Origin of the sequence: uncultured Umboniibacter sp. (genome assembly GCF_947497555.1) — a bacterium.
In the GTDB taxonomy this organism is placed as follows: domain Bacteria; phylum Pseudomonadota; class Gammaproteobacteria; order Pseudomonadales; family DSM-25080; genus Umboniibacter.
Window position 1 is genome coordinate 1 of the sequence record NZ_CANMGY010000009.1, and the last position, 21,020, is coordinate 21,020.

19 protein-coding genes are annotated in these 21,020 nt (G+C 49.5%); 4 read left to right on the forward strand and 15 right to left on the reverse strand.

From position 1 onward, the window contains the following. Window positions 1–298 precede the first annotated feature (298 nt). From pssA to rluD, 7 genes are all read right to left on the reverse strand, one after another. Complete coding sequence (gene pssA, locus Q0698_RS10465) at window positions 299–1,117, reverse strand: CDP-diacylglycerol--serine O-phosphatidyltransferase (protein ID WP_298636467.1); 819 nt, start codon at window positions 1,115–1,117, stop codon at window positions 299–301. A 158-nt stretch (window positions 1,118–1,275) separates the two neighbouring features. Continuing rightward, on the reverse strand, window positions 1,276–2,295 hold the full coding sequence (gene ilvC / locus Q0698_RS10470) for a ketol-acid reductoisomerase (protein ID WP_298636469.1): 1,020 nt from the start codon (window positions 2,293–2,295) through the stop codon (window positions 1,276–1,278). A gap of 50 nt (window positions 2,296–2,345) precedes the next feature. Further along, a complete protein-coding gene (ilvN, locus tag Q0698_RS10475) occupies window positions 2,346–2,837 on the reverse strand; it encodes an acetolactate synthase small subunit (RefSeq protein ID WP_298636471.1) in 492 nt (163 codons plus the stop codon). Then, the gene (locus Q0698_RS10480; protein ID WP_298636473.1) at window positions 2,837–4,570 is read right to left on the reverse strand and encodes an acetolactate synthase 3 large subunit; all 1,734 of its coding nucleotides are present in this window, start codon (window positions 4,568–4,570) and stop codon (window positions 2,837–2,839) included. The genes ilvN and Q0698_RS10480 overlap by 1 nt, the downstream gene beginning before the upstream one ends. Before the next feature lie 552 nt (window positions 4,571–5,122). Beyond that, complete coding sequence (gene clpB, locus Q0698_RS10485; RefSeq protein ID WP_298636475.1) at window positions 5,123–7,717, reverse strand: ATP-dependent chaperone ClpB; 2,595 nt, start codon at window positions 7,715–7,717, stop codon at window positions 5,123–5,125. A 137-nt stretch (window positions 7,718–7,854) separates the two neighbouring features. After that, window positions 7,855–8,604: a polyphenol oxidase family protein gene (locus Q0698_RS10490; RefSeq protein WP_298636476.1), complete on the reverse strand. Its 750-nt coding sequence runs from the start codon at window positions 8,602–8,604 to the stop codon at window positions 7,855–7,857. Next, window positions 8,601–9,557 carry a 23S rRNA pseudouridine(1911/1915/1917) synthase RluD gene (gene rluD / locus Q0698_RS10495; protein WP_298636478.1) on the reverse strand — a complete coding sequence of 319 codons (957 nt, stop codon included), beginning with the start codon at window positions 9,555–9,557 and terminating at the stop codon, window positions 8,601–8,603. Before rluD ends, Q0698_RS10490 begins: the two co-directional genes overlap by 4 nt. Window positions 9,558–9,659: 102 nt before the next feature. Between rluD and Q0698_RS10500 the strand changes: the two genes are divergently transcribed. Beyond that, a complete protein-coding gene (locus tag Q0698_RS10500; protein ID WP_298636480.1) occupies window positions 9,660–10,562 on the forward strand; it encodes an outer membrane protein assembly factor BamD in 903 nt (300 codons plus the stop codon). A 187-nt stretch (window positions 10,563–10,749) separates the two neighbouring features. On the opposite strand, the gene Q0698_RS10505 is transcribed toward Q0698_RS10500, so the two are convergent. Both Q0698_RS10505 and Q0698_RS10510 read right to left on the reverse strand, forming a co-directional pair. After that, a complete protein-coding gene (locus Q0698_RS10505; RefSeq protein WP_298636482.1) occupies window positions 10,750–11,286 on the reverse strand; it encodes an N-acetyltransferase in 537 nt (178 codons plus the stop codon). Window positions 11,287–11,482: 196 nt separating this feature from the next. Continuing rightward, window positions 11,483–13,096 carry an NAD+ synthase gene (locus tag Q0698_RS10510; RefSeq protein WP_298636484.1) on the reverse strand — a complete coding sequence of 538 codons (1,614 nt, stop codon included), beginning with the start codon at window positions 13,094–13,096 and terminating at the stop codon, window positions 11,483–11,485. A gap of 129 nt (window positions 13,097–13,225) precedes the next feature. Between Q0698_RS10510 and Q0698_RS10515 the strand changes: the two genes are divergently transcribed. The 3 genes from Q0698_RS10515 to Q0698_RS10525 all read left to right on the forward strand — a co-directional run bounded on the left by Q0698_RS10515 (window position 13,226) and on the right by Q0698_RS10525 (window position 16,913). Further along, the gene (locus Q0698_RS10515; protein ID WP_298636486.1) at window positions 13,226–14,800 is read left to right on the forward strand and encodes a histidine kinase dimerization/phospho-acceptor domain-containing protein; all 1,575 of its coding nucleotides are present in this window, start codon (window positions 13,226–13,228) and stop codon (window positions 14,798–14,800) included. A 7-nt stretch (window positions 14,801–14,807) separates the two neighbouring features. Beyond that, window positions 14,808–16,151, forward strand: coding sequence for a sigma-54 dependent transcriptional regulator (locus Q0698_RS10520; RefSeq protein WP_298636488.1), 1,344 nt, complete (start codon window positions 14,808–14,810; stop codon window positions 16,149–16,151). Between the two features lie 351 nt (window positions 16,152–16,502). Then, complete coding sequence (locus Q0698_RS10525) at window positions 16,503–16,913, forward strand: GspH/FimT family pseudopilin (RefSeq protein WP_298636490.1); 411 nt, start codon at window positions 16,503–16,505, stop codon at window positions 16,911–16,913. Between the two features lie 97 nt (window positions 16,914–17,010). On the opposite strand, the gene Q0698_RS10530 is transcribed toward Q0698_RS10525, so the two are convergent. The 6 genes from Q0698_RS10530 to ispH all read right to left on the reverse strand — a co-directional run bounded on the left by Q0698_RS10530 (window position 17,011) and on the right by ispH (window position 21,020). Next, complete coding sequence (locus Q0698_RS10530) at window positions 17,011–17,367, reverse strand: prepilin-type N-terminal cleavage/methylation domain-containing protein (RefSeq protein WP_298636492.1); 357 nt, start codon at window positions 17,365–17,367, stop codon at window positions 17,011–17,013. Next, window positions 17,339–18,058, reverse strand: coding sequence for a hypothetical protein (locus Q0698_RS10535; RefSeq protein WP_298636493.1), 720 nt, complete (start codon window positions 18,056–18,058; stop codon window positions 17,339–17,341). Before Q0698_RS10535 ends, Q0698_RS10530 begins: the two co-directional genes overlap by 29 nt. Next, complete coding sequence (locus Q0698_RS10540; RefSeq protein ID WP_298636495.1) at window positions 18,045–18,602, reverse strand: hypothetical protein; 558 nt, start codon at window positions 18,600–18,602, stop codon at window positions 18,045–18,047. Before Q0698_RS10540 ends, Q0698_RS10535 begins: the two co-directional genes overlap by 14 nt. Further along, window positions 18,589–19,593, reverse strand: a complete 1,005-nt coding sequence (locus Q0698_RS10545; RefSeq protein ID WP_298636496.1) for a hypothetical protein — start codon at window positions 19,591–19,593, stop codon at window positions 18,589–18,591. The genes Q0698_RS10540 and Q0698_RS10545 overlap by 14 nt, the downstream gene beginning before the upstream one ends. Continuing rightward, window positions 19,593–19,982, reverse strand: a complete 390-nt coding sequence (locus tag Q0698_RS10550) for a hypothetical protein (RefSeq protein WP_298636497.1) — start codon at window positions 19,980–19,982, stop codon at window positions 19,593–19,595. The genes Q0698_RS10545 and Q0698_RS10550 overlap by 1 nt, the downstream gene beginning before the upstream one ends. Before the next feature lie 84 nt (window positions 19,983–20,066). After that, window positions 20,067–21,020, reverse strand: coding sequence for a 4-hydroxy-3-methylbut-2-enyl diphosphate reductase (gene ispH / locus Q0698_RS10555; RefSeq protein ID WP_298636499.1), 954 nt, complete (start codon window positions 21,018–21,020; stop codon window positions 20,067–20,069).

The window sequence follows — 21,020 nt, forward strand, 5'->3', positions numbered from 1 at the left end:
TAGGTGAAATTACACGCGATACGGCAGCTCTTAGCCAAAACATCTGACTAGCGACGGGTTACCGCCGTCAAGCAAGGAAACGGATAATAGGGGTCTTCAGAGGTGTCGTCAAACGTTTTTTGTAAATTAGTTACAACCACTTACGAGGAAGTAATCTATTGGTTATTTTTCAAACATAAAACGTAAAAAAGGCGATGAAATTCATCACCTTTTTTAATGCTAATAATAGCGGCCGCTAAATCACTCGCTTTACTTAGTCAAAAATAACTCAGCAGACTATAAACAGCGTATTTAGCAATTAATTGCGTTTCAACAACCGTGTAATTGGCCCAGACAGCGCATAACCCGCAAAAATAACCAATAGCGCCAACGCTGGGTTCATAGCCACCACTACAAAGATCACAACTAACAGTACGATCTTACGGATGGGCACACGACCTTTCAGATCTAAGGTCTTGAAGGAGTTATACTTGAGGTTGGTAATCATCGCCAAGCCTGCAAAGGCGGTAACTACTGCAGCAATCACTTGCACGGCAAAGCTTGTTTCTGCGTCGTAACCAAACCAAACCATTCCCGCAACCAGCGCTGCGGCTGCCGGACTAGGTAAGCCGGTGAAGTAATTCTTATCTTCAACACCCACCATGGTATTAAAGCGCGCCAAACGAATAGCCGCACAGGCTACATAGATGAAGGTAGCCGCTAAGCCCACCTTACCAAGGCTATGGGTCGCCCAGCTATAGGACACTAATGCGGGCGCAATACCAAAGGAACACATATCCGACAGGCTGTCGTACTGAACACCAAACTCACTGGTGGTATTAGTCAGGCGGGCAACGCGCCCGTCTAAGCCGTCGAAAATCATCGCAAAGAAGATCGCAATAGCCGCTGTCTCAAACTGAGCATTCATGCCCGAGATTACAGCGTAGTAACCACAGAAGACCGCAGCGGTAGTCAACGCATTCGGAAGCAGAAAGACACCACGATGGCGAACAGGCTTACCATCTTCTAGCACCTCTTCCTCATGCTCATCAACCGGGAATATGCCTTCAGCGGCTTCTATTGTCTGCTCAAACGGATCCTTTTCTGAACCATTTGTTTTATTAGTTTCGTTGCTCATATAACTCTCTATATAACGTCGAGTGTCGTAAGCATACAAAAAACGCGGCTAGTTTGCCGCGTTTTTTTATCAACTCATGGTGAGCTGAGAGGTTTTAACCCGAATATCATGGTGCGTTAACAGCTAGCTTTACCCAGCAGACAACGTATCCCGCAATATTAGTTACGAGTTTTATCGATGATTTTGCTCTTAGCAATCCAAGGCATCATGGCTCGAAGCTTCGCACCAACCTCTTCGATTGGGTGCTCTTCGCCCAAACGACGCTCTGCCTTCAAGCGTGGCTGACCTGCCTGCGACTCCAACATGAAATCCTTCGCGAACTTGCCACGCTGGATATCATCCAGTACACGCTTCATTTCAGCTTTAGTTTCCGCTGTGATGATACGAGGACCGGTTACATAGTCACCGTACTCGGCCGTGTTCGAGATTGAGTAACGCATGTCGGCAATGCCGCCTTGGTACATCAAGTCAACAATCAGCTTCAATTCGTGTAAACACTCGAAGTAAGCCATCTCTGGTGCATAGCCCGCTTCAGTTAATACTTCAAAGCCAGCCTGAACCAATGCTGAAGCACCACCACAAAGTACTGCCTGCTCACCGAACAAGTCCGTTTCAGTTTCTTCACGGAAGTTAGTTTCAATAATACCTGAACGGCCACCACCATTAGCAGAGGCATAGGAAAGCGCGGTGTCTTTCGCCTTGCCTGACGCATCTTGATAAATCGCGATAAGTGTTGGTACACCGCCACCTTCTGTGTATGTTGAACGAACGGTGTGACCTGGACCCTTCGGCGCGATCATAATCACGTCAACGTCAGCACGTGGCTCAATCAACTGGAAGTGGATGTTGAAGCCGTGGGCGAATGCCAAGGTAGCACCTTGCTTTAGGTTTGGCGCGATGTCCTTTTCGTAAATACCCGCTTGGTACTCATCCGGAGCCAAGATCATTACTACGTCAGCATTAGCAACGGCATCAGCAATCTCAGCTACCTTAAGGCCTTCACCTTCCGCTTTCTTCCAGCTAGAAGAACCCTTGCGCAGTGCAACGGTAACGCCTTCAACGCCTGAATCGCGAAGGTTGAGTGCGTGGGCGTGACCCTGTGAGCCGTAACCAACAATAGCTACTTGCTTGCCCTTGATGATGTTGATGTCACAGTCTTTATCATATGAAACGTGCATGGTGTTGTTCCTTAATTCGTAAAAATCGAATGTGCTAATTTGAATAAAATTTAAATACTAAGAATCTTTTCGCCGCGAGAAATACCGGAAATACCGGTTCTCACCACTTCGAGAATTTGTGTGTCGCCTACTGCCGCAACAAAGGCATCTAGCTTTTCCTGCTTACCGGCAAGCTGAATGGTGTAAGTCGTTGGTGTTACATCCACAATGTCGCCGCGGAAAATATCGGCGTTGCGCATCACTTCAGCTCTGGCTTCGCCCACTGCTCGCACTTTGATTAACATCAATTCGCGCTCAATGTGAGGGCTTTCGGTGAGATCCACCAGCTTCACCACATCAATCAACTTGTTTAAGTTTTTGATGATGCGCTCCATGTGATCGTCGTCGCCTACGGTGGTTAACGTTAACCGCGAAAGCGTTGCGTCATCGGTTGGCGCTACCGTTAGCGTTTCAATGTTATAACCACGCTGCGAGAATAAGCCCACTACGCGCGACAATGCGCCCGGGGCGTTTTCCATAAGAATCGAGACTATTCGTTTCATTAGGTACGCTCCGTTTTACTAATCCACATGTCCTGCATCGAGCCATTCGGCATGATTTGCATGGGGTAAACGTGTTCGCTTTGATCAACCACTACGTCGACAAAGATTAACTTATCCTTCTGACTGAACGCCCACTCAAGTGCCGGCGCTAAATCCGCTAACTTCTCAACGCGAATACCGTCGTGACCATAGGCTCGAGCTAGCGCGATGAAGTCCGGTAGTGAATCAGCATAAGTACTCGCAGAGTATCTACTTGAGTACTGCATATCCTGCCACTGGCGAACCATACCTAACGCTGAGTTATTCAGATTGATAATCTTGACCGGCAAGTTGTAGTGCGTACAGGTAGCCAGCTCCTGAATATTCATCTGAATGGAACCCTCACCCGTTACTACGGCGATGTCGCGCTCAGGAAATGCTAACTTCGCACCCATGCCTGCCGGCAAACCGAAGCCCATGGTGCCCAAGCCGCCTGAGTTGATCCACTGGCGCGGTTCCTTAAACTGATAATATTGCGCCGCGAACATTTGGTGCTGACCAACGTCAGACGTCACAATGGCGTCGCCGTTAGTTGCCTTATACAACGCCTTGATCACTTCCTGCGGCTTAATTGGGCCGTTGGGTTGCTGGTCGTAGTTCGGCTGGCGATAAATACTGTACTGGCTGCGCCATTTTTCAATGCGTGCCCACCAATCACTCAAGTCGACTTGCTCAATCTCAGTGCTGTGATAGATCTCCAGCGCGTCCGATAATACTGACTTAACCGGCCCGACAATCGGTACGTCGGCGGTGATGGTTTTTGAAATGGACGCTGGATCAATATCAATATGAACGATCTTCGCGAACGGGCAGAACTTATCGGGGGTATTAGTAACCCGGTCATCGAAACGGGCACCCACTGCGAAAATTAAATCCGCATGGTGCATGGCATTGTTGGCTTCAACTGTGCCGTGCATGCCCAACATGCCGATAAACTGCTCATCATTACCCGGGAAAGCACCCAAGCCCATGAGCGTATTGGTTACTGGTGCGCCACATAATCTGGCCAGCTCGGTCAATTCAGCCGAAGCTTGACCTAGAATCACGCCACCACCGGAGTAGATGACCGGACGCTTTGCGGCCTTCAATAATTTAACGGCCTTACGAATCTGCCCTAAGTGACCCTTTTGAATAGGGTTATAGGAGCGCATCTTCACTTCTGCCGGATACTCGAACGGATAGGTCTTTTCTGGGTGACACATATCCTTGGGAATATCCACAACTACCGGGCCAGGCCGGCCGCTGCTCGCGATGTAAAAAGCCTTCTTAATAGTCTCTGGAATATCTTCGGTCTTAGTGACCAAAAAGCTATGTTTTACGATTGGCCGCGAAACACCCACCATATCGGTTTCCTGGAAGGCATCGTCGCCAATCAGATGACTTTGCACCTGACCCGAGATCACCACCATAGGAATAGAATCCATATAGGCCGTAGCAATACCGGTAATCGCATTAGTAGCACCGGGACCTGAGGTGACTAGCACCACACCTGGCTTACCGGTAGTACGGGCGAAGCCATCGGCAGCGTGCGTAGCAGCCTGCTCATGGCGAACCAATACGTGTTCAATCTTGTCCTGTCGGAAAATGGCATCGTAAATATGTAGTGCTGAACCGCCTGGGTAGCCGAAGATAACTTCAACGCCCTCGTTCTGAAGCGATTTAACTAGCATGTCTCCGCCGTTAAGCATTTCCACGTTGTTTCCCCTTAGGAATGCAGCATAAATTTTGGCGCTTGTGGAACGCAGCGGATAAAAACTCGACGTGCTTGAGCCAGACTCAAGACTGATAGCAGATTTCCTTCCGACCCTGCGTGGTACACAAGAGGCCTTTCAGCAGATGCAAATATACATGCACCTGTGGGTTCGCTAGATAGCTCATGGTAAAGCTAAAAATCCCTGCACACTTTCGCGCTCACGGAAAAACGAATCCCTTGTGCTCATTGTCGTCGAGGAGCGCTCAATGTCAATGAAGGCAAGTACAAAAAATGAGCTTTTTTCATGGTTATTTAGAATTGGGTGCATAACCTTCGCTTATAGCATTAAATAGGTTGCTGTAATTGGCGAGTTTTATGCAGGTTTTCGACGAGGAGCAGACGAATTGGACAGCGCAATGACTAGAACTCCCCAGACGGATTTTTTCACACTTGACGTGTTAGTCACAACGTTAGTTTTCGAGCACTATATAAAAAAATCCCGACGCTAGCTTTCACTAGGTCGGGCATTAGGGGAGTACTGTTAAGGGTAAGTTTAATGCGCTATTGCTACGGGTTTATTACTAAACACCAACTGATCGTTCTCAACCGTGGTGTAAATCACATCACCGGGCAGGAAGTCTCCGCGAAGAATGCGTTCTGCCAACTGATTCTCAACCAATTGTTGAACGGCTCGCTTAAGTGGTCGTGCGCCATAGACTGGGTCATAGCCTGCATCCACAATTTTTGTCATCGCCGCTTCGCTCAATTCAATATTCAACTCACGCTCACCAAGACGCTTACGTAGGTGATCTAACTGAATATCGGCAATGCCGGCAATCTGATCCTTCGCCAACGAGCCGAATACCACGGTTTCGTCAATACGGTTCAGGAACTCTGGGCGGAAATGCGTTGATACTACGCCCATTACCGCTTCCTTAATTGCTTCGTAGCCTTCATCGCGCTTAGCTTGAATAAGATCCGAGCCCAAGTTTGATGTCATCACTACTACCGTGTTCGAGAAATCAACCGTTCGACCCTGACCATCCGTTAAGCGGCCATCGTCAAGCACCTGTAATAGGATATTAAAAACATCGGGGTGCGCTTTCTCCACCTCATCCAGCAAAATAACTGAGTAGGGCTTTCGACGCACCGCTTCCGTGAGGTAACCACCCTCTTCATAGCCTACATAGCCAGGGGGAGCACCAAGTAGACGAGCGACTGAATGCTTCTCCATAAACTCGGACATATCAATGCGAACCATGGCATCGGGCGAATCGAATAGGAACTCCGCGAGTGTTTTACACAGCTCGGTTTTACCCACACCTGTTGGCCCTAGGAATAGGAACGAACCATTGGGACGGTTCGGATCCGATAGGCCGGCACGTGAACGGCGAATGGCATTCGATACCGCAACCACGGCCTGCTCCTGACCTACCACGCGCTGATGTAAGAGTCCCTCCATCGCTAGTAGTTTATCGCGTTCGCCTTCCATCATTTTACTAATTGGAATACCGGTCCAGCGTGAGACCACTTCGGCCACCTCTTCCTCGGTAACCTTATTACGTAATAGCGTGTTTTCTACGCCCTGTTCTTCGCGCTCGGTGGCATCTTTCAGCCGAGCCTCCAAGGCTGGAATAACGCCGTACTGCAGCTCACTCATCTTTGCTAGATCGCCGGCTCGGCCCGCAGCTTCTAAATCTAAGCGTGCCTGCTCAAGTTCTGTTTTCACCTGTTGAGCGCCCTGAAGTGTGGTCTTTTCAGCCACCCAAACAGCATTGAGGTCAGCGTATTCGACTTCCAATTCTTTGATGTTGGCATCCAGATCCGCCAAACGCTGCTTAGAGGCTCTGTCCTCTTCCTTCTTAATGGCCTCGCGCTCAATTTTTAGCTGAATTAATCGACGATCAAGCTTATCCATTGATTCCGGCTTGGAGTCAATCTCCATCCGGATACGGCTGGCCGCTTCGTCGATTAGATCGATCGCTTTGTCCGGTAGCTGTCGGTCCGTAATATAGCGCTGACTGAGCTTCGTTGCGGCGATAATTGCACTATCGCGAATATCGACACCGTGGTGCACTTCATAGCGCTCCTTCAGACCACGGAGAATCGCAATGGTGTCTTCCTCGGTAGGTTCATCTACCAGTACTTTCTGGAAGCGACGCTCCAACGCAGCATCCTTTTCTACAAATTGACGATATTCATTCAGCGTCGTTGCACCCACACAGTGCAGTTCACCACGAGCCAATGCCGGTTTCAGCATGTTGCCCGCATCCATAGCTCCTTCGGCTTTACCGGCACCAACCATGGTATGAAGTTCATCAATGAATAGAATCACCTGCCCTTCCTGCTTTTTAAGATCAGTCAGCACTGCCTTGAGTCGTTCTTCAAAGTCACCACGGAACTTAGCCCCCGCCAATAGCGCAGCCAGATCTAGTGACAACAATCGCTTGCCCTTTACGCCCTCAGGTACTTCACCGTTAACGATGCGCTGTGCCAAACCTTCCGCAATGGCGGTTTTACCTACACCCGGCTCACCAATGAGAACGGGGTTGTTTTTGGTGCGGCGCTGCAGTACTTGGATAGTGCGACGAATCTCATCGTCTCGGCCAATCACGGGATCAAGTTTGCCCGTCTCGGCAAGTTCGGTCAGATCAACCGTATATTTATCTAGCGCCTGGCGCTGATCTTCTGCGTTTTCGTCCATGACGCGCTCTCCTCCGCGAACCTGCTGCACAACCGCTTCGAGTTGCTGCAAGTTAACTGATTTTTTAAGTAGCTTGGCTACCTCGTCGCTGCCGTCAAATAGAGCCAGTAACAGGGTTTCTACCGCGACAAAATCATCGCCCATCGCCTGCATACGACGATCAACTAAATTGAAGGCGCGGCTTAGATTCTGGGACAGACTGATGTCGCCCGTGTTGTTGGTTAGGGTTGCCTGCTTGTCTACCAGCGCTAAAGCCGCTTTGCGCAGAGCAATCGTATCGGCATTCGCCGATGCAAGTAGTTTGGCGGCCGTTTTGTCGCTTTGGTCCAATAGCGCTATTAAGAGGTGGCTGGTATCAATGGCGGCGTGATTTCGGCCAGCAGCCAACGATTGCGCATCGGCAATAATAGCTTGGGTATTGCGAGTAAATTTGTCTGGGCGCATGTTTTCCATCCTTAAAATGTTTGCCTGTTAAAGGATAGATGAGGTCGTTATTTTATTTTTCAAGGCATAAAAGACAAATAAACAATTATTTATGGCAAAAAGGCCATATTAATCATTCTAGTGGGAAAGTTACTGCGCTAATTGGCGGGAGGACCAACGACCGTTGCAAGTCGCTTACTTGTTTTATGGCGTCGATAACTAAAAAAACAAGGGTCGAGTGCGGTACAGAACTGACTTTGCTTAATTTTTACGCCAAGAGATGCTAGTTGATGCTGTGCTAAACCGGCTAAATCGGCTCGCAGATGCTCGCTGCCATCCTCTTGAAAGTAGCCACTGAGATCTTCACGCCACTTCTTTTCAAACTCAGTGCGAAAGCTCAGAGGAACTTGATACTCAGGCTGCGATATCGCTGGGCCAATATAGGCGTGCAGTGTCTCGGTACTAAAGGTTTTAACGGCGTTACTAAGAATACCATTCACTAAGCCCCGCCAACCAGCGTGGACCGCTGCATATTGTGTACCGCACTCACTATAGAGAATTACCGGTAGGCAATCTGCCGTGAGTACCGCAAGGGTTGCCCTTTGCTCGTTTTTGTCTGGACTGGCATGGGTGAATAGGCCGTCGACGGTTGGGGGGTGGGCTGCGCTTGTAGAAGGTCCGATGGATTGCTCTGTGTTAACGAACGGCTCAGCAACCACTTCAGCCAAATCTGTGGCGTGTACTTGGTTCATCCAGTGAATAGGACTGTGCCAATTTTTTGCAATCTTCGCTCGGTTGGCATTGACGCACACCGGATCGTCGCCGGTGTGTAGCGCCATATTGCCGTCATCTGCCTCACTCACACCAATTAGTAGCGGTGAGGCAGTGGCTAGGCGAATCAACCTCAAGCGGGGTCTTCCGCTTTGATGATCGCTAACAGATGCGCCATGTCATCGGGTAGCGGTACTTCCCACTCCATTTGATCACCCGTTTCCGGATGGATGAGCTCCAAGGCTTTGGCATGAAGGGCTTGACGCGGAAAATTACGTAAGGTGTCCAGCAGCAAGTCGGAGGCACCGGCAGGTACTTTTTGACGGCCCGCATAGGTTGCGTCACCCACCAGCGGAAAACGTAAGTGAGACATGTGCACACGAATTTGATGCGTTCGACCCGTTTCAAGCTTCACCCGCACGTGAGTGTGATGGCCAAAACGTTTGAGAACACGATAGTGGGTGATGGCTTCTTTACCGCCACTTCTAACCACGGCCATCTTTTGTCGCGCTTTCGGATGCCGGCCAATTTGCGATTCGACCACACCACCCCCGGTCATGGTACCCATGGTAATAGCCTCATACTCGCGCCCTACGGTTCGATCATGTAATTGCTTAACCAGATCCGCATGAGCGGTTAATGACTTCGCCACGACCATCAAACCGGTAGTGTCTTTATCTAGACGATGGACAATCCCAGCGCGTGGCAGTGCCGCACAATCAGGGGCGTGGTGAAGAATGGCATTCAACAGGGTTCCGTCACGGTTACCGGCCGCGGGATGCACAACAATGCCCGCCTCTTTGTTGATTACTAACAGGTGCTCGTCTTCATAGACCACATCTAACGGAATATCTTCGGGCTGATGATCGGAATCAGCCTCAAGTTGGACTGCTAAGGTCAAAATGCTTTCGACATAGACCTTCTCTTTGGCCTTCATCGGATTACCATCCACGACCAATTCGCCACTTTTTATCCAGGTTTGTAGTCGCGCTCGCGAATAATCGGGGAACAAAGCCGCTGCAACGTGGTCGAAACGTTTACCGCTAAGGTCGCTGGGAACTACTTTTGTTGCGCTTATCGTCTCTAACATAAGTTTTTTCCAAAAAGGTTTCTGCCAGTAAGTGCTTATGGTTAAATACTGGCCTATTAAATATAAAGATAACCGTTTTTTTTCGTTGGGAGTTAAATTGTAATGAGCCTGTTCAGAATTGCTGGCCTTTCACTAATAGTGTTGTTGTCGGCCTGCTCGAGTACAGAAGACCAAGAAACTTCCGAACAACAGTTGTACACGTCTATTCAAGGTAGTTTGCGCGCATCTCAGTGGGATGCTGCTATTTCTAAGCTTCACCGTATTGAATCTGAGTACCCGTTCGGTAGTTTCGCAGAACAAGCACAACTAGAATTAGTGTACGCATATTATCAAAGTAATGAGCCAGATGCTGCCATTAGTGCGGCTGATCGTTTTATTCGCCTTCACCCACTGCATGAGAAAGTCGACTATGCCTACTACATGCGTGGCTTAGCGGCATTTACCCAGAGTCAGAGTGTGATTGAACGCTTTATGCCTACGGATATCACCCAGCGTGATCCCGGAGCCGCGCGTGAGAGTTTCAACTACTTTAAGCAGTTGACAGACCGCTACCCTGAAAGTATTTACGCTTGGGATGCCACCCAACGAATGATCTATCTGCGTAACGTTCTAGCTCGTTACGAGCTGCATGTCGCGAACTACTACTTTACTCGCGGTGCGTATGTAGCCGCGCTGCGTCGTGGCCAGTTTGTATTGGAAAATTTTCCCAGCACTCCAGCTGTGCCGGATGCTCTAGCGACAGTCATTCAAGCGTATCACTTACTTGATATGAATGACTTAGCGGATGAGAACCTTGCAGTACTGAGTCTGAATTACCCCAATTACCCGCTGCTTGATGACGACGGGCAACTTCAACTGGCAAAGAATCGTGGCGCTAACCAGCGTTCTTGGATCAACCAATTAACGTTCGGCTTAGCGGATCGTCCAGAACCCCCCGGCTTTGATACGCGTATTGATGGCGAGTTTGAGCGAGACTGGGACGAAGCAACCCCCCAGCCGAACTAATCGGCCCATAAAAAAACGAGCCTAGCGCTCGTTTTTTTTGGCCTGCGTTTTGGGGCCCGCAATTAGGGGTCGGGAGTTTTGGGGTCGGGTACATAACTTTATTATCGCGCAGGGCGATGGTGGCGGTGGATGCAATTAGGGGTCGGGTACATACCCGTAGACCGAGCTTGAATGAACTACCTAAACGTTACCAATAGCCGGGATCACTCAACGCTTCAATACAACTAGGCCGCTGATCCACCTTAGGTATTTCGCCTTCCGTCAACGACTGGCACAACCAGCCTTCGGGATGACTCATTGGCACCGGCGCTGGGATCTGCGCTTCTGGGATTTGTTGAAACCCCATCTTTGAGTAGTAGCTTGGATCGCCGTAGGTAAACACCAGCTCCACAGTGCCCTGTTTCAATTGTTCCAAGCCAAAATTGATTAATCCCTGTCCAACTCCTTTACCTTGGTAACTAGGAGAAACCGCCACGGGCGAGAGAATATAGGCGTTGATAGTAGGCGTGAAGTACATCTTGCTGAAGATGATAGCGCCAACAAGCGTGTCATTATCAAAAGCGACTAAGGGTATGAGTTCTGTCTCTGCTGTGATGGTTAACATGTTGTTAACTAGCTCACCAATAACTTGGCCCTCGGCCTCGCCCTCGGAAGCTCCGAACGTTTGCTCATAGAGTGCGATGACATCATCTTTTTGATCGTGGGTGTAATATTTAAATTGCATTGATGAACACTCTATCCGACAGCATGTGCGTCTAACGTTAGCTTGAACCGAGAAAGATTGCTATTGATCCGAACTTATAGGGAGCGGAGACGCCGAGGCGTGAATAGCTTATGTACCCGACCCCTAATTGCATTCGGTCCCCAATTACACAAGGCGCCGCTTTAGGGGAGGGTAAAAGTTATGTACCCGACCCCAATTAGATGCCGGGTTTCCAGCCATTGGTGATCGGATAGCGACGGTCTCGGCCAAAGCCTCGCTGAGAAATGCGGACGCCGATGGGTGCTTGGCGGCGTTTGTATTCGTTGACGTCGACGAGGCGAATGACGCGGTGAACATCATCTGCATCAAACCCCGCGGCGATAATCCTGTCTCGAGACTCGTCGCAATCGATGTAGCGATAAAGGATTTGGTCCAAAATGTCGTAGGACGGGAGGTTGTCCTCGTCCTTTTGATCTGGAGCAAGTTCCGCTGAGGGTGGACGATCGATAACGCGTTGCGGAATCACTGGGGAGACGGTATTGCGATAGGCTGATAACTCGAACACGAGCGTTTTGGGGACATCCTTAAGGACATCGAAGCCACCCGCCATGTCACCATAAAGGGTTGAATAGCCTACTGCGACTTCACTCTTATTACCGGTAGTGAGTACTAGCGAACCATTCTTATTAGATAGCGCCATGAGCAGCACGCCGCGCGCACGCGCCTGAAGGTTTTGTTCGGTGGTATCCGCTTCACGCCCAGCAAAATGCGGCGCTAATTCCTTCATAAAGGAATCATAGATCCCCTCAATGGAAATAACTTGGTAGTCGACCCCTAGCGTATTGGCCTCTTCGGCCGCATCTTGAATACTCATCTCTGAGGTATAGCGGAACGGCATCATAACCGCCGAAACACGCTCGGCACCTAAGGCATCCACCGCAATCGCCAGCGTTAGTGCCGAATCAATACCGCCAGACAACCCCAGCACAACACTTGGGAAACCATTCTTATTCACATAATCGCGCACGCCAACCACTAACGCTTGATAGGCTGAATCTAAGTAGGATAACTCCACCGCGCGTTCAGCAGTTTGAATCTTCACACCGTCATCGGTATCGATATCTACATAGGCCAGCTGTTCTTCATAGCGCGTTAATTCGGACAGTACCTCGCCATCCTTAGCAACCAATAGCGAGCCCCCATCGAATACCAACTCGTCCTGGCCACCCACTTGGTTCACATATACGATGGCCGAATTGGCCTCGTTAGCTCGGGTTTGCAGTAACTCAATACGCTCGGACTGTTTGTTCTGGTGGAAGGGTGAGGCGCTAAGATTAATTAGCACATCAATTTCACCCTCTGAGTAATCTTCGCAGATGCCGCGATGCCAGATGTCTTCACAAATCGACACCCCGAAATTAACACCCAGGAAGTCCACCAACATCAGCTCACTGCCGGCGGTGAAGTATCGATGCTCATCAAAAACTTGATAGTTAGGCAACTTCTGCTTGAAATATTCGCCCACCAGCTCACCGCCATCGAAAAAGCCGGCTGCGTTATAGAGTTTGCCGCCCTCATGGCGAGGGTAACCTACCACCACGGCAATCCCGTCTGTGGCCATCGCGATTTCTTTCAGCGCGCGCTCCACACGTGCCTTCAAGCTTGGACGTAGCAATAAATCCTCAGGCGGATAACCCGTTAGAGTCAGTTCGGGGAAGATCACTAAATCTGCACCCTGAGATTTCGCCTCAGCAATGGTCTTTAGAATCACTAAGGTGTTGCCCTCGATAGCCCCTACGTGAGGATTAATTTGTGCCATCGCTAATTTCATGTCGGTTCCTGCTTAGATGTACCCGTAATGGGCGCTATTGTTCACAATTACTGGTAGAAAGGCAAAGTGTCTTTATACCTAAACAAATGTCACTTACACTCAACTATCCCTAAACAGATAAAGAGCTCTATGGTTGCTACAAAATTCGCGCTATCGCAACAGCGATATCTCACACTAAGAAGCTACAGTATATACCGTCTGCTGCTCGCTATTGCACTAATCACTTTGCTATGGGGGGACTTAACTCAGCAACTGGTTGGTAACTTTCATAGCGAAGTTTTTAAGTATAGTGTTTACGCGCTAGGCCTCGTTGGGCTAATTGGGCTGAGCGTAATCTTCCGTCCTCCGTTCAATCCTAATAACCAAGAGGTTGTGGGTTGGTTACTTACAGACACCTGCCTAACCTTCGCGATTATCTATGCTTCCGGAGGCATTGGCAGCAGTTTACTCCCGCTCTACCTAGTGATCGTAGTGGTTGGTGCGGTTTTACTTCGAGGACAGCTCGTTTTTCTTATCGCCTCAGTAGCAACCATCAGCCTACTTGTTGCAGCCGCGTCTCTGGCGAATAACTCATCTGAATCGCAATCACTGTTTACCGCGGCCGCTTGGGGCTTTGGCCTATTTTTGATGGCTGGGAGTGTTTCGCTGTTGGCTAAACGACTCTACGCCACCATGGAATCCGAGGAAGCGCAATCATCGCTTATTGCTGAGCTACAAGCGGTGAACAATCGTATTATTGGCCGGATGAATACGGGGGTTATTGTGGTGGATCATCAGCTTAACGTGAAGCAGATCAATCCTGCTGCAAAGCGACTATTAGGCTGTGAAAGTGAAGATATCCTTAACCTTAGCGCGTTAAGCGATGCCGCCGACTGTTTTCAGCAATGGCAAGATAACCCTCACCACTATTCTCAAGAAATTTCCGTTGACGACACGCATGTCATTAAACTCAGTTTTGTTGAACTGGTTGAACAGCAGGAGAGTTTAATTTTCATCGAAGATCAGGCCCGCCTTCGCTATCGAGTTGAACAGATGAAGCTCGCTTCGCTTGGCCATTTAACCGCCAGTATCGCCCACGAAATTCGCAATCCTCTCAGTGCGATTAGTTATGCGCGTGAACTTCTCGCGCAGGCGCCCGAACTCTCAGACGAATCACGGCATTTTTTAGATATTATTAAACGCCAAGAAAATCGTGTGAATCGAATCATTAGCAACACCTTTGAACTGTCCAAGAATGATAGTGTTAACAGTGAACGTATCGAATTCTCGAGCTTTATCTCCGCTGTCTTACAGGAAATGCAGGAACTGCACGATTTCCAAAGCGGCGACATAAAGATTGCTGCTGAGCAATCAAATTTTATTATTGAATTTGATCGAGATCACTTGCGCCAAATCACCATGAATCTACTTGAGAATGCCAAACGCTATGGCAAACTGCCCATTACGCTGGAATACCGAATCCTAGCGGGGGCGCTTTCGATTGACGTGTGTGATCAGGGCGAAACCTTAGATGACGCAACACAAAAGCAGATTTTTGAGCCATTCTTCACACAGTCGGATAGTGGCACCGGTCTAGGTTTGTATATTAGCCGCCAGCTGTGCCAAGCTAATCGCGCTAACCTTATGTATAGCAATCACCGAGGACATTCTCGGTTCAGCATTGTAATCTCAAGCTGGTCGAAGACCACCGATGACTCTAAATAGGAACACCATGAAAGACGCCAGAATTTTAATTGTCGACGACGAAGCTGATATCCGTGAATTACTGGAGATTGCCTTGCTTCGCATGGGGGCGAATACCTCTACGGCACGCTCGGTGAATGATGCCTACGCCAAGCTCGACGAAAACGAATTCGATCTTATACTGACCGACATGAAGATGCCGGGCGGAGATGGCTTAGATATTATTCGACACGTACAAACACTCAAAAATCAGCCTCCCGTTGCCATGCTCACTGCATACGGGAATACGGAACTCGCTGTCGAGGCACTGAAGGCAGGCGCCTTTGACTTTGTCTCCAAGCCCATTGCTCTAGACAAGCTGAAGTCGCTCGTTGAGGGCGCAGTGAATATACCAAAGACCAGTATCGCAGCGAAGGCGAGCCTCATTATCGGCGAGTCGATTCCCATTCAAAAGCTTCGCAAACAAATCACTAAGCTCAGCAACAGCATGGCGCCCGTTTATATTTCGGGTGAATCCGGGAGCGGCAAGGAGTTAGTCGCTAGGGCACTTCATAATGAAGGGAGCCGAGCGGCACAGCCCTTCGTGCCGGTTAACTGTGGCGCCATTCCAGCTGAACTTATGGAAAGTGAATTCTTCGGGCATAAAAAGGGCAGTTTCACTGGGGCTAATTCCGACAAAGCGGGCTTATTCATTTCGGCCAACGGCGGTACACTATTCCTGGACGAAGTAGCCGACTTGCCATTAGAGATGCAAGTGAAGCTTCTACGCGCAATCCAAGAACGTGGCGTCCGAGCGGTTGGTGGCGAAACTGAGCAATCTGTCGACGCCCGGATTCTCTGCGCAACCCATAAAGATCTGTCGGTGGAAGTAGAAGCCGGACGTTTTCGTCAAGACCTATACTATCGCCTCAACGTTATCGAACTACCCGTTCCGCCATTACGTGAACGAACCAGTGATTTACCGATGTTAATCGATCACTTCCTCACCCGCTTCGCGGCGCAGTCTGATTGTACTCGCCCAGAATTAAGTGAGAGCGCGAAACAGACATTAGCCCACTATGCCTTTCCTGGAAATGTTCGCGAACTTGAAAACATTCTCGAACGTGCTTTCACGCTCTGCGAGGATGACAAAATCGAAACCGCTGACTTAGGGTTGAGCGCCAACCGAAGCGATATGATTGAGAGTATTGATGACGTTGAAAATATTGACGAATTCTTGGCAGTCTTGGAGCGTCAGGTGCTCATTCGTGCGTTAGAAAAAACCAAAGGAAATCGCACCGAAGCGGCGAAAAATCTAGGCATCAGCTTTCGGAGTATTCGCTACCGATTGGAGCGCCTAAACATTAATGTCGATGAGATTGATACGCCCTAAGCGCGCCCTTCGCTCCAGCCGCCTCTCCTAACGAAGTTAAAAAGAAGCGAAGTTAATATCTTAGCGACGCTGATGATTAAGGGGAGCTTATGATCCAGCAGTGTTACACCTTAAACAACAGCCTCGGTGCTAACTGCTGCCCACCAAAATGAAGAAATTCATGAATCCTCTATCTTTACGGAGGGTTCAGCACGAAGTTTCATTGCTACGCTACCTCGTATGATCTCACCCGCTATTCCACCTCAAACCAAGTCCTACTCACCCGATCGCCCTCGGGGCAATGAGCGAGGGTTATTGCTTGTAGAGCTCTTGGCCTACCTATTAATCTTTAGTTTGCTGAGTTCCACGTTCATGAGCTGGTTAGATTACTTACAACGGCAACGACTAGCGAGCGAACTTAATCAACTTCAGCAAGCCTTCCGAGGTGCACAACAGTTTGCTATTGCCTCGGGTAGAACCGTATTTGTATGCTTGGCGACTACCAATAATCAATGTATTTCTGATCCCTCTGCAGGATCGAAGTGGCTCGTTCATCAGGATATTGCGAATCCCTCATCGCCGTCTGAAGCCAATATTTTACAGAGCCTGCCGCGTAATCCTCAGGTAAGGGCAAGCGGACGATGGCTGGTATGGGGAGTGGGCCGCGATGGGCTCATGCGTTCCTGGGGAAGTTGGTTGGTTTGCAGTGGCGAGCAGGGTGCCAAAGTCACCATCAATAGGGGCTTAAGGTTCAGCACCAGTCAAACGGTATGTGATGAGTAGCGTCTCATCAGATCGAACCGTTAGGCGGATCTAAATCCGCCACCAGCATCGGCTCATCCAGGTGCATCATAGCGAGATTAAGTACGACTATTCCGACTTAGCCCATACATTCAACGCCAGCCAAATGACTCACTCGAATACTGGGGCAAGCAGTTTCCACCCCCGTCCGAGCCTGTGCAACAAGATGAAAGCCGCCGGCTTCAAGCACTTCAAAATCAACACTAAACTCCGTCTCTAGTTGAAGCGCTGTGACACTTTCCACCCACTCATAGCTTCCATTCGCCAGCGCGTGACGGTTAAGTTGCTGCTGCACAATCTGCCACTGCTGGCGCCGATGCTCGTCTTCGGCTCGAAGCACATATTGATGGTATTGTGGCAGCGCGATAGCACTCAGTACGCCCACAATCGCCATCACCACCATAATTTCAATCAGCGAAAATCCCCTCGCTCTCATCCAGCTCCCTCCGGTAAATGATCTGAATGCTACGCACGGCATGATGGTATCGAACCTCCCCGTCATCCGCGGATGCACCGTTTGCAATGGCTAACTCCATGGTGAAATCACGGCCTATCAAGCTGATATTTTCAACCACCAGCTCATGATTATTAGCCCCCTCTGTTTCTAGAAATTCAATCAAGCACGCTTGGATGAGTGGTAGCTTGGCATTCGCCCATTGGGAACGCAGCCATTCACATAACCATTGCTGGATGGCCGCCTGAGAGTGACCTCGCGAGGAACGAAAAGGGGAGTTCGGTGTCTCGCTTAACCCTTCGCTGAGAGCAGGTGTTTTTGGATCATCATCTAGCAGTGTTGAAACGCCACTAATGAGAAAGTTGAGGTAATTCCCAGATATACCGCGATAGCCGTCTATTTCACAGTCCCCCTGACCCAACTCAAGTACTAAACCACTGCTACGCCAACAGGCATCAAACTCAAACGGGCCCGGATACTCAACGCTCGGAGCATACACAGGTAAGCTGTCCATCGAAGCTGCCCCACTAACATCACCAGCCCCAGCCGCTGCTTCTAACTCAGCCGCTGTTACAACAGCCACGTTAACTGGGCAGCAATAGCCCATTAACGAACCTACCCAGAGCAGCAAATTCAGTTGCCGGACAAGCGGTTTAAAACTACCAAACGCCATAGAGCAACCAGCCCTCCTGAGTAATAAAGACGATGTCGTGAAGTCCCTGCTGATCCTCCAGCCCTACCGCGAACGAGGCCCGCAAATAAGGTCTCCTTGTACCATCTAGATTTAGAAAGCAGAGAAACTCAATACCGGAGTAAACATTCGCGCCATTCGCAGATTCGGTTCTTGTCATCCAGCTGGGATCAAAGCCTCCCGCCTCAGCCAAGTAGGGAACTTCCGGTTGAAATACACTATCTCGGTTTCGCTCACAGCTTTCACTTTTTTCGCGATTCGTCCAATGCCCCATAAAACATCTACCGGAGTAACAGCTACCATCACTAAAGATCACTAAGCCCTGGTCGAAAAGTTGTTGTTGAGCTTGATCAAAGAAGCGTTCCGATTGTGCCCGATAGTCGTCACGCTGAGTTCGTAGCGCCTGATGCTGGACGGATAAATTACTCATCGAAACCGCTGCGACCACCGCTAGGGTGGCAAGCATCATCAATATAAGACCGGTGAGTAATGCGGAACCCTGAAGCCTCGAATTAAACTTCTCCATCTACCCTCGCCTCAAGGTTCGCTAGCTCAGCTTCATAGATCGGCACCTGTTGTTGCGCTAATTTCGATTTACCAGCAACAGGCCAAACTCGACGGTGTGTGGGTGCCCCCACTATCAGTTGTAGGGCTTCATGCTCGTTCGCTAACTCCATAGCAATGAGCTGTGGTGCCACGGTATTCTCGTGGTAGCGCCATTGCAGCCAGTCACCCTCATACCAAGCCCAACGCCATGTCCCGCTGTAGGAAGAAATGGTATTGGTGGCTCCGCCCGCGCTGTTCAATACCGAAAACATTTCTGCGGTAGTGCTCGGAGATGGGTTGGTGGTAGGTGTCAGTCGCCAGGGATGGCGATGTTCCCGGAGCTTTAATACGCCCGATGAATTATCGAACTGCCAATGTTGGGTGCGCAGAAAAACCAGTTCGCCATTTTCCTGTTGATTACGGTAGAGGCAGTCCTCACGCTGCCCTATACATTTAGCTAGGTCATAGCGATAGAAGCCATCACTGCGAGTACCCAATGGGGGCTCAGATACCGCGAGTTCAGCTCCGTCACAGTACGGTGACACTAGCCAATCACCCTCTTCCAATTTACGTGACGAATACAGCCTCACTTGATCACTGACAAGTTGCCAATACGCTCGATCCTTATGCTCCGGTACCAACACAGTAAACTCCTGCCGAGGATCCTTAGGTGACAGCAATGGGGACGGTAGTGAGAAATCAAGACAGCTGCGATTCATGCCTTGCTCAGCACTGGCCATGACTTGCTCGGCGAGTTGTAACTGGCGAGCACTTTGCTCTGAACTCTTTGCCAAGCTATAGGCGAAGCGATTCTGACTGAGAACAAAATCAATGAGTGCGGTGAGAACTAGTGCCGAAATGAGCATACCTATAAGCAGTGATATTAAGGAGAAACCAGTCATAGTTGAAAGCTTCTGAGCAGCTGGCAAGGTAGGTGTTGCATGGCAACGACGGTAGGTTAGTAGCCACATTAGCGCGCCTCCAAACAGAATTGCTCAACCGCATACTGCCAACACACCGGAGCAGAGCGAAGTTCGCTAAGTTGTAATGGTTTCGCGAGTGGCCATGGCCAGTCGCAGGCGCTTTGGGTTTCACACTGCAAATAGCGCAATTGAGGCATCGCTAAGTAACGTTGGGCTGCCGTTGCAAAACGCTTAGCTTCGGCTAATTGAAAGGTGCTACTGGCGTGGGCAAGGAGTTGCTGCTGACTCGTTATCACTAGCGCCGTAAGCAGCATTAATAGCAGCGCTTCAATGAGGCTAGTACCAGACTGTAAGTGTGGCGTGTTGAGACTGATCGCAGAGCCGCGACGTAACGGTTCTGTCTCGTTGCTTGGAATTAGAAAGGACATCGCTAACATGGTGAATCCTCCATTGGATTTACCGATAGCATGACGAAAAAAAGGCGAGTTACCTACTCGCCTTTTAGGGATGAATCAGATCTTTTAGTCGTTGGTTACGTCAATCAAACGTAGCTCCTTGGGTAACGAAAAACGGATATTTTCTTCGATCCCACTAATTTCAGACACTACTCCCGCTCCTAATTCCTCCAAGCGAGTCAATACTGACTGGACCAGCACTTCCGGAGCCGATGCGCCAGCAGTGATACCTACTGACTTAACACCATTTAGCCAATTGTCATTAATGTCTTCGGCTGAATCGATTAGATAACTGGTTGAGCCTACGCGCTCTGCAAGTTCACGTAAGCGATTCGAGTTTGAGCTCGTAGCAGAACCTACCACAAGCACCAAATCATTTTGTTTTGCTAGTTCTCGTACCGCATCTTGCCGGTTCTGGGTGGCATAGCAGATATCATCTTTTCGTGGGCCGTGAATACTCGGAAACTTTGCTCTCAGGGCATTGATGACCATGGCAGTGTCGTCCATGGATAACGTAGTTTGGGTGACGTACGCCAACTTATTATCATCCTTGACCGATAGCGCTGTGACATCGCTTTCATCTTCAACAAGATGGATCCGACCACCACACTTCGTATCGAACCTGCCCATGGTACCTTCAACTTCAGGATGTCCCTCATGACCAATCAGTACGCAGTCGAAACCCGCTTTGGCATACCTCACTACTTCCATGTGGACTTTGGTTACGAGTGGGCAAGTGGCATCAAAAACTTTCAAGCCGCGCTTTTCAGCTTCAAGCTCAACGGCCTTAGAAACTCCATGCGCACTAAAGATAACAATGGTGTCATCCGGTACTTCATACAACTCATCAACAAATACCGCACCGCGTTCTTTCAGCGTATCTACCACGTATTTGTTGTGAACCACTTCATGACGGACATAAATGGGCGCACCAAAATTATCGAGCGCCCGATTCACAATTTCAATCGCTCTGTCTACGCCCGCGCAAAATCCACGGGGGTTCGCTAGGCTAACTTCCAT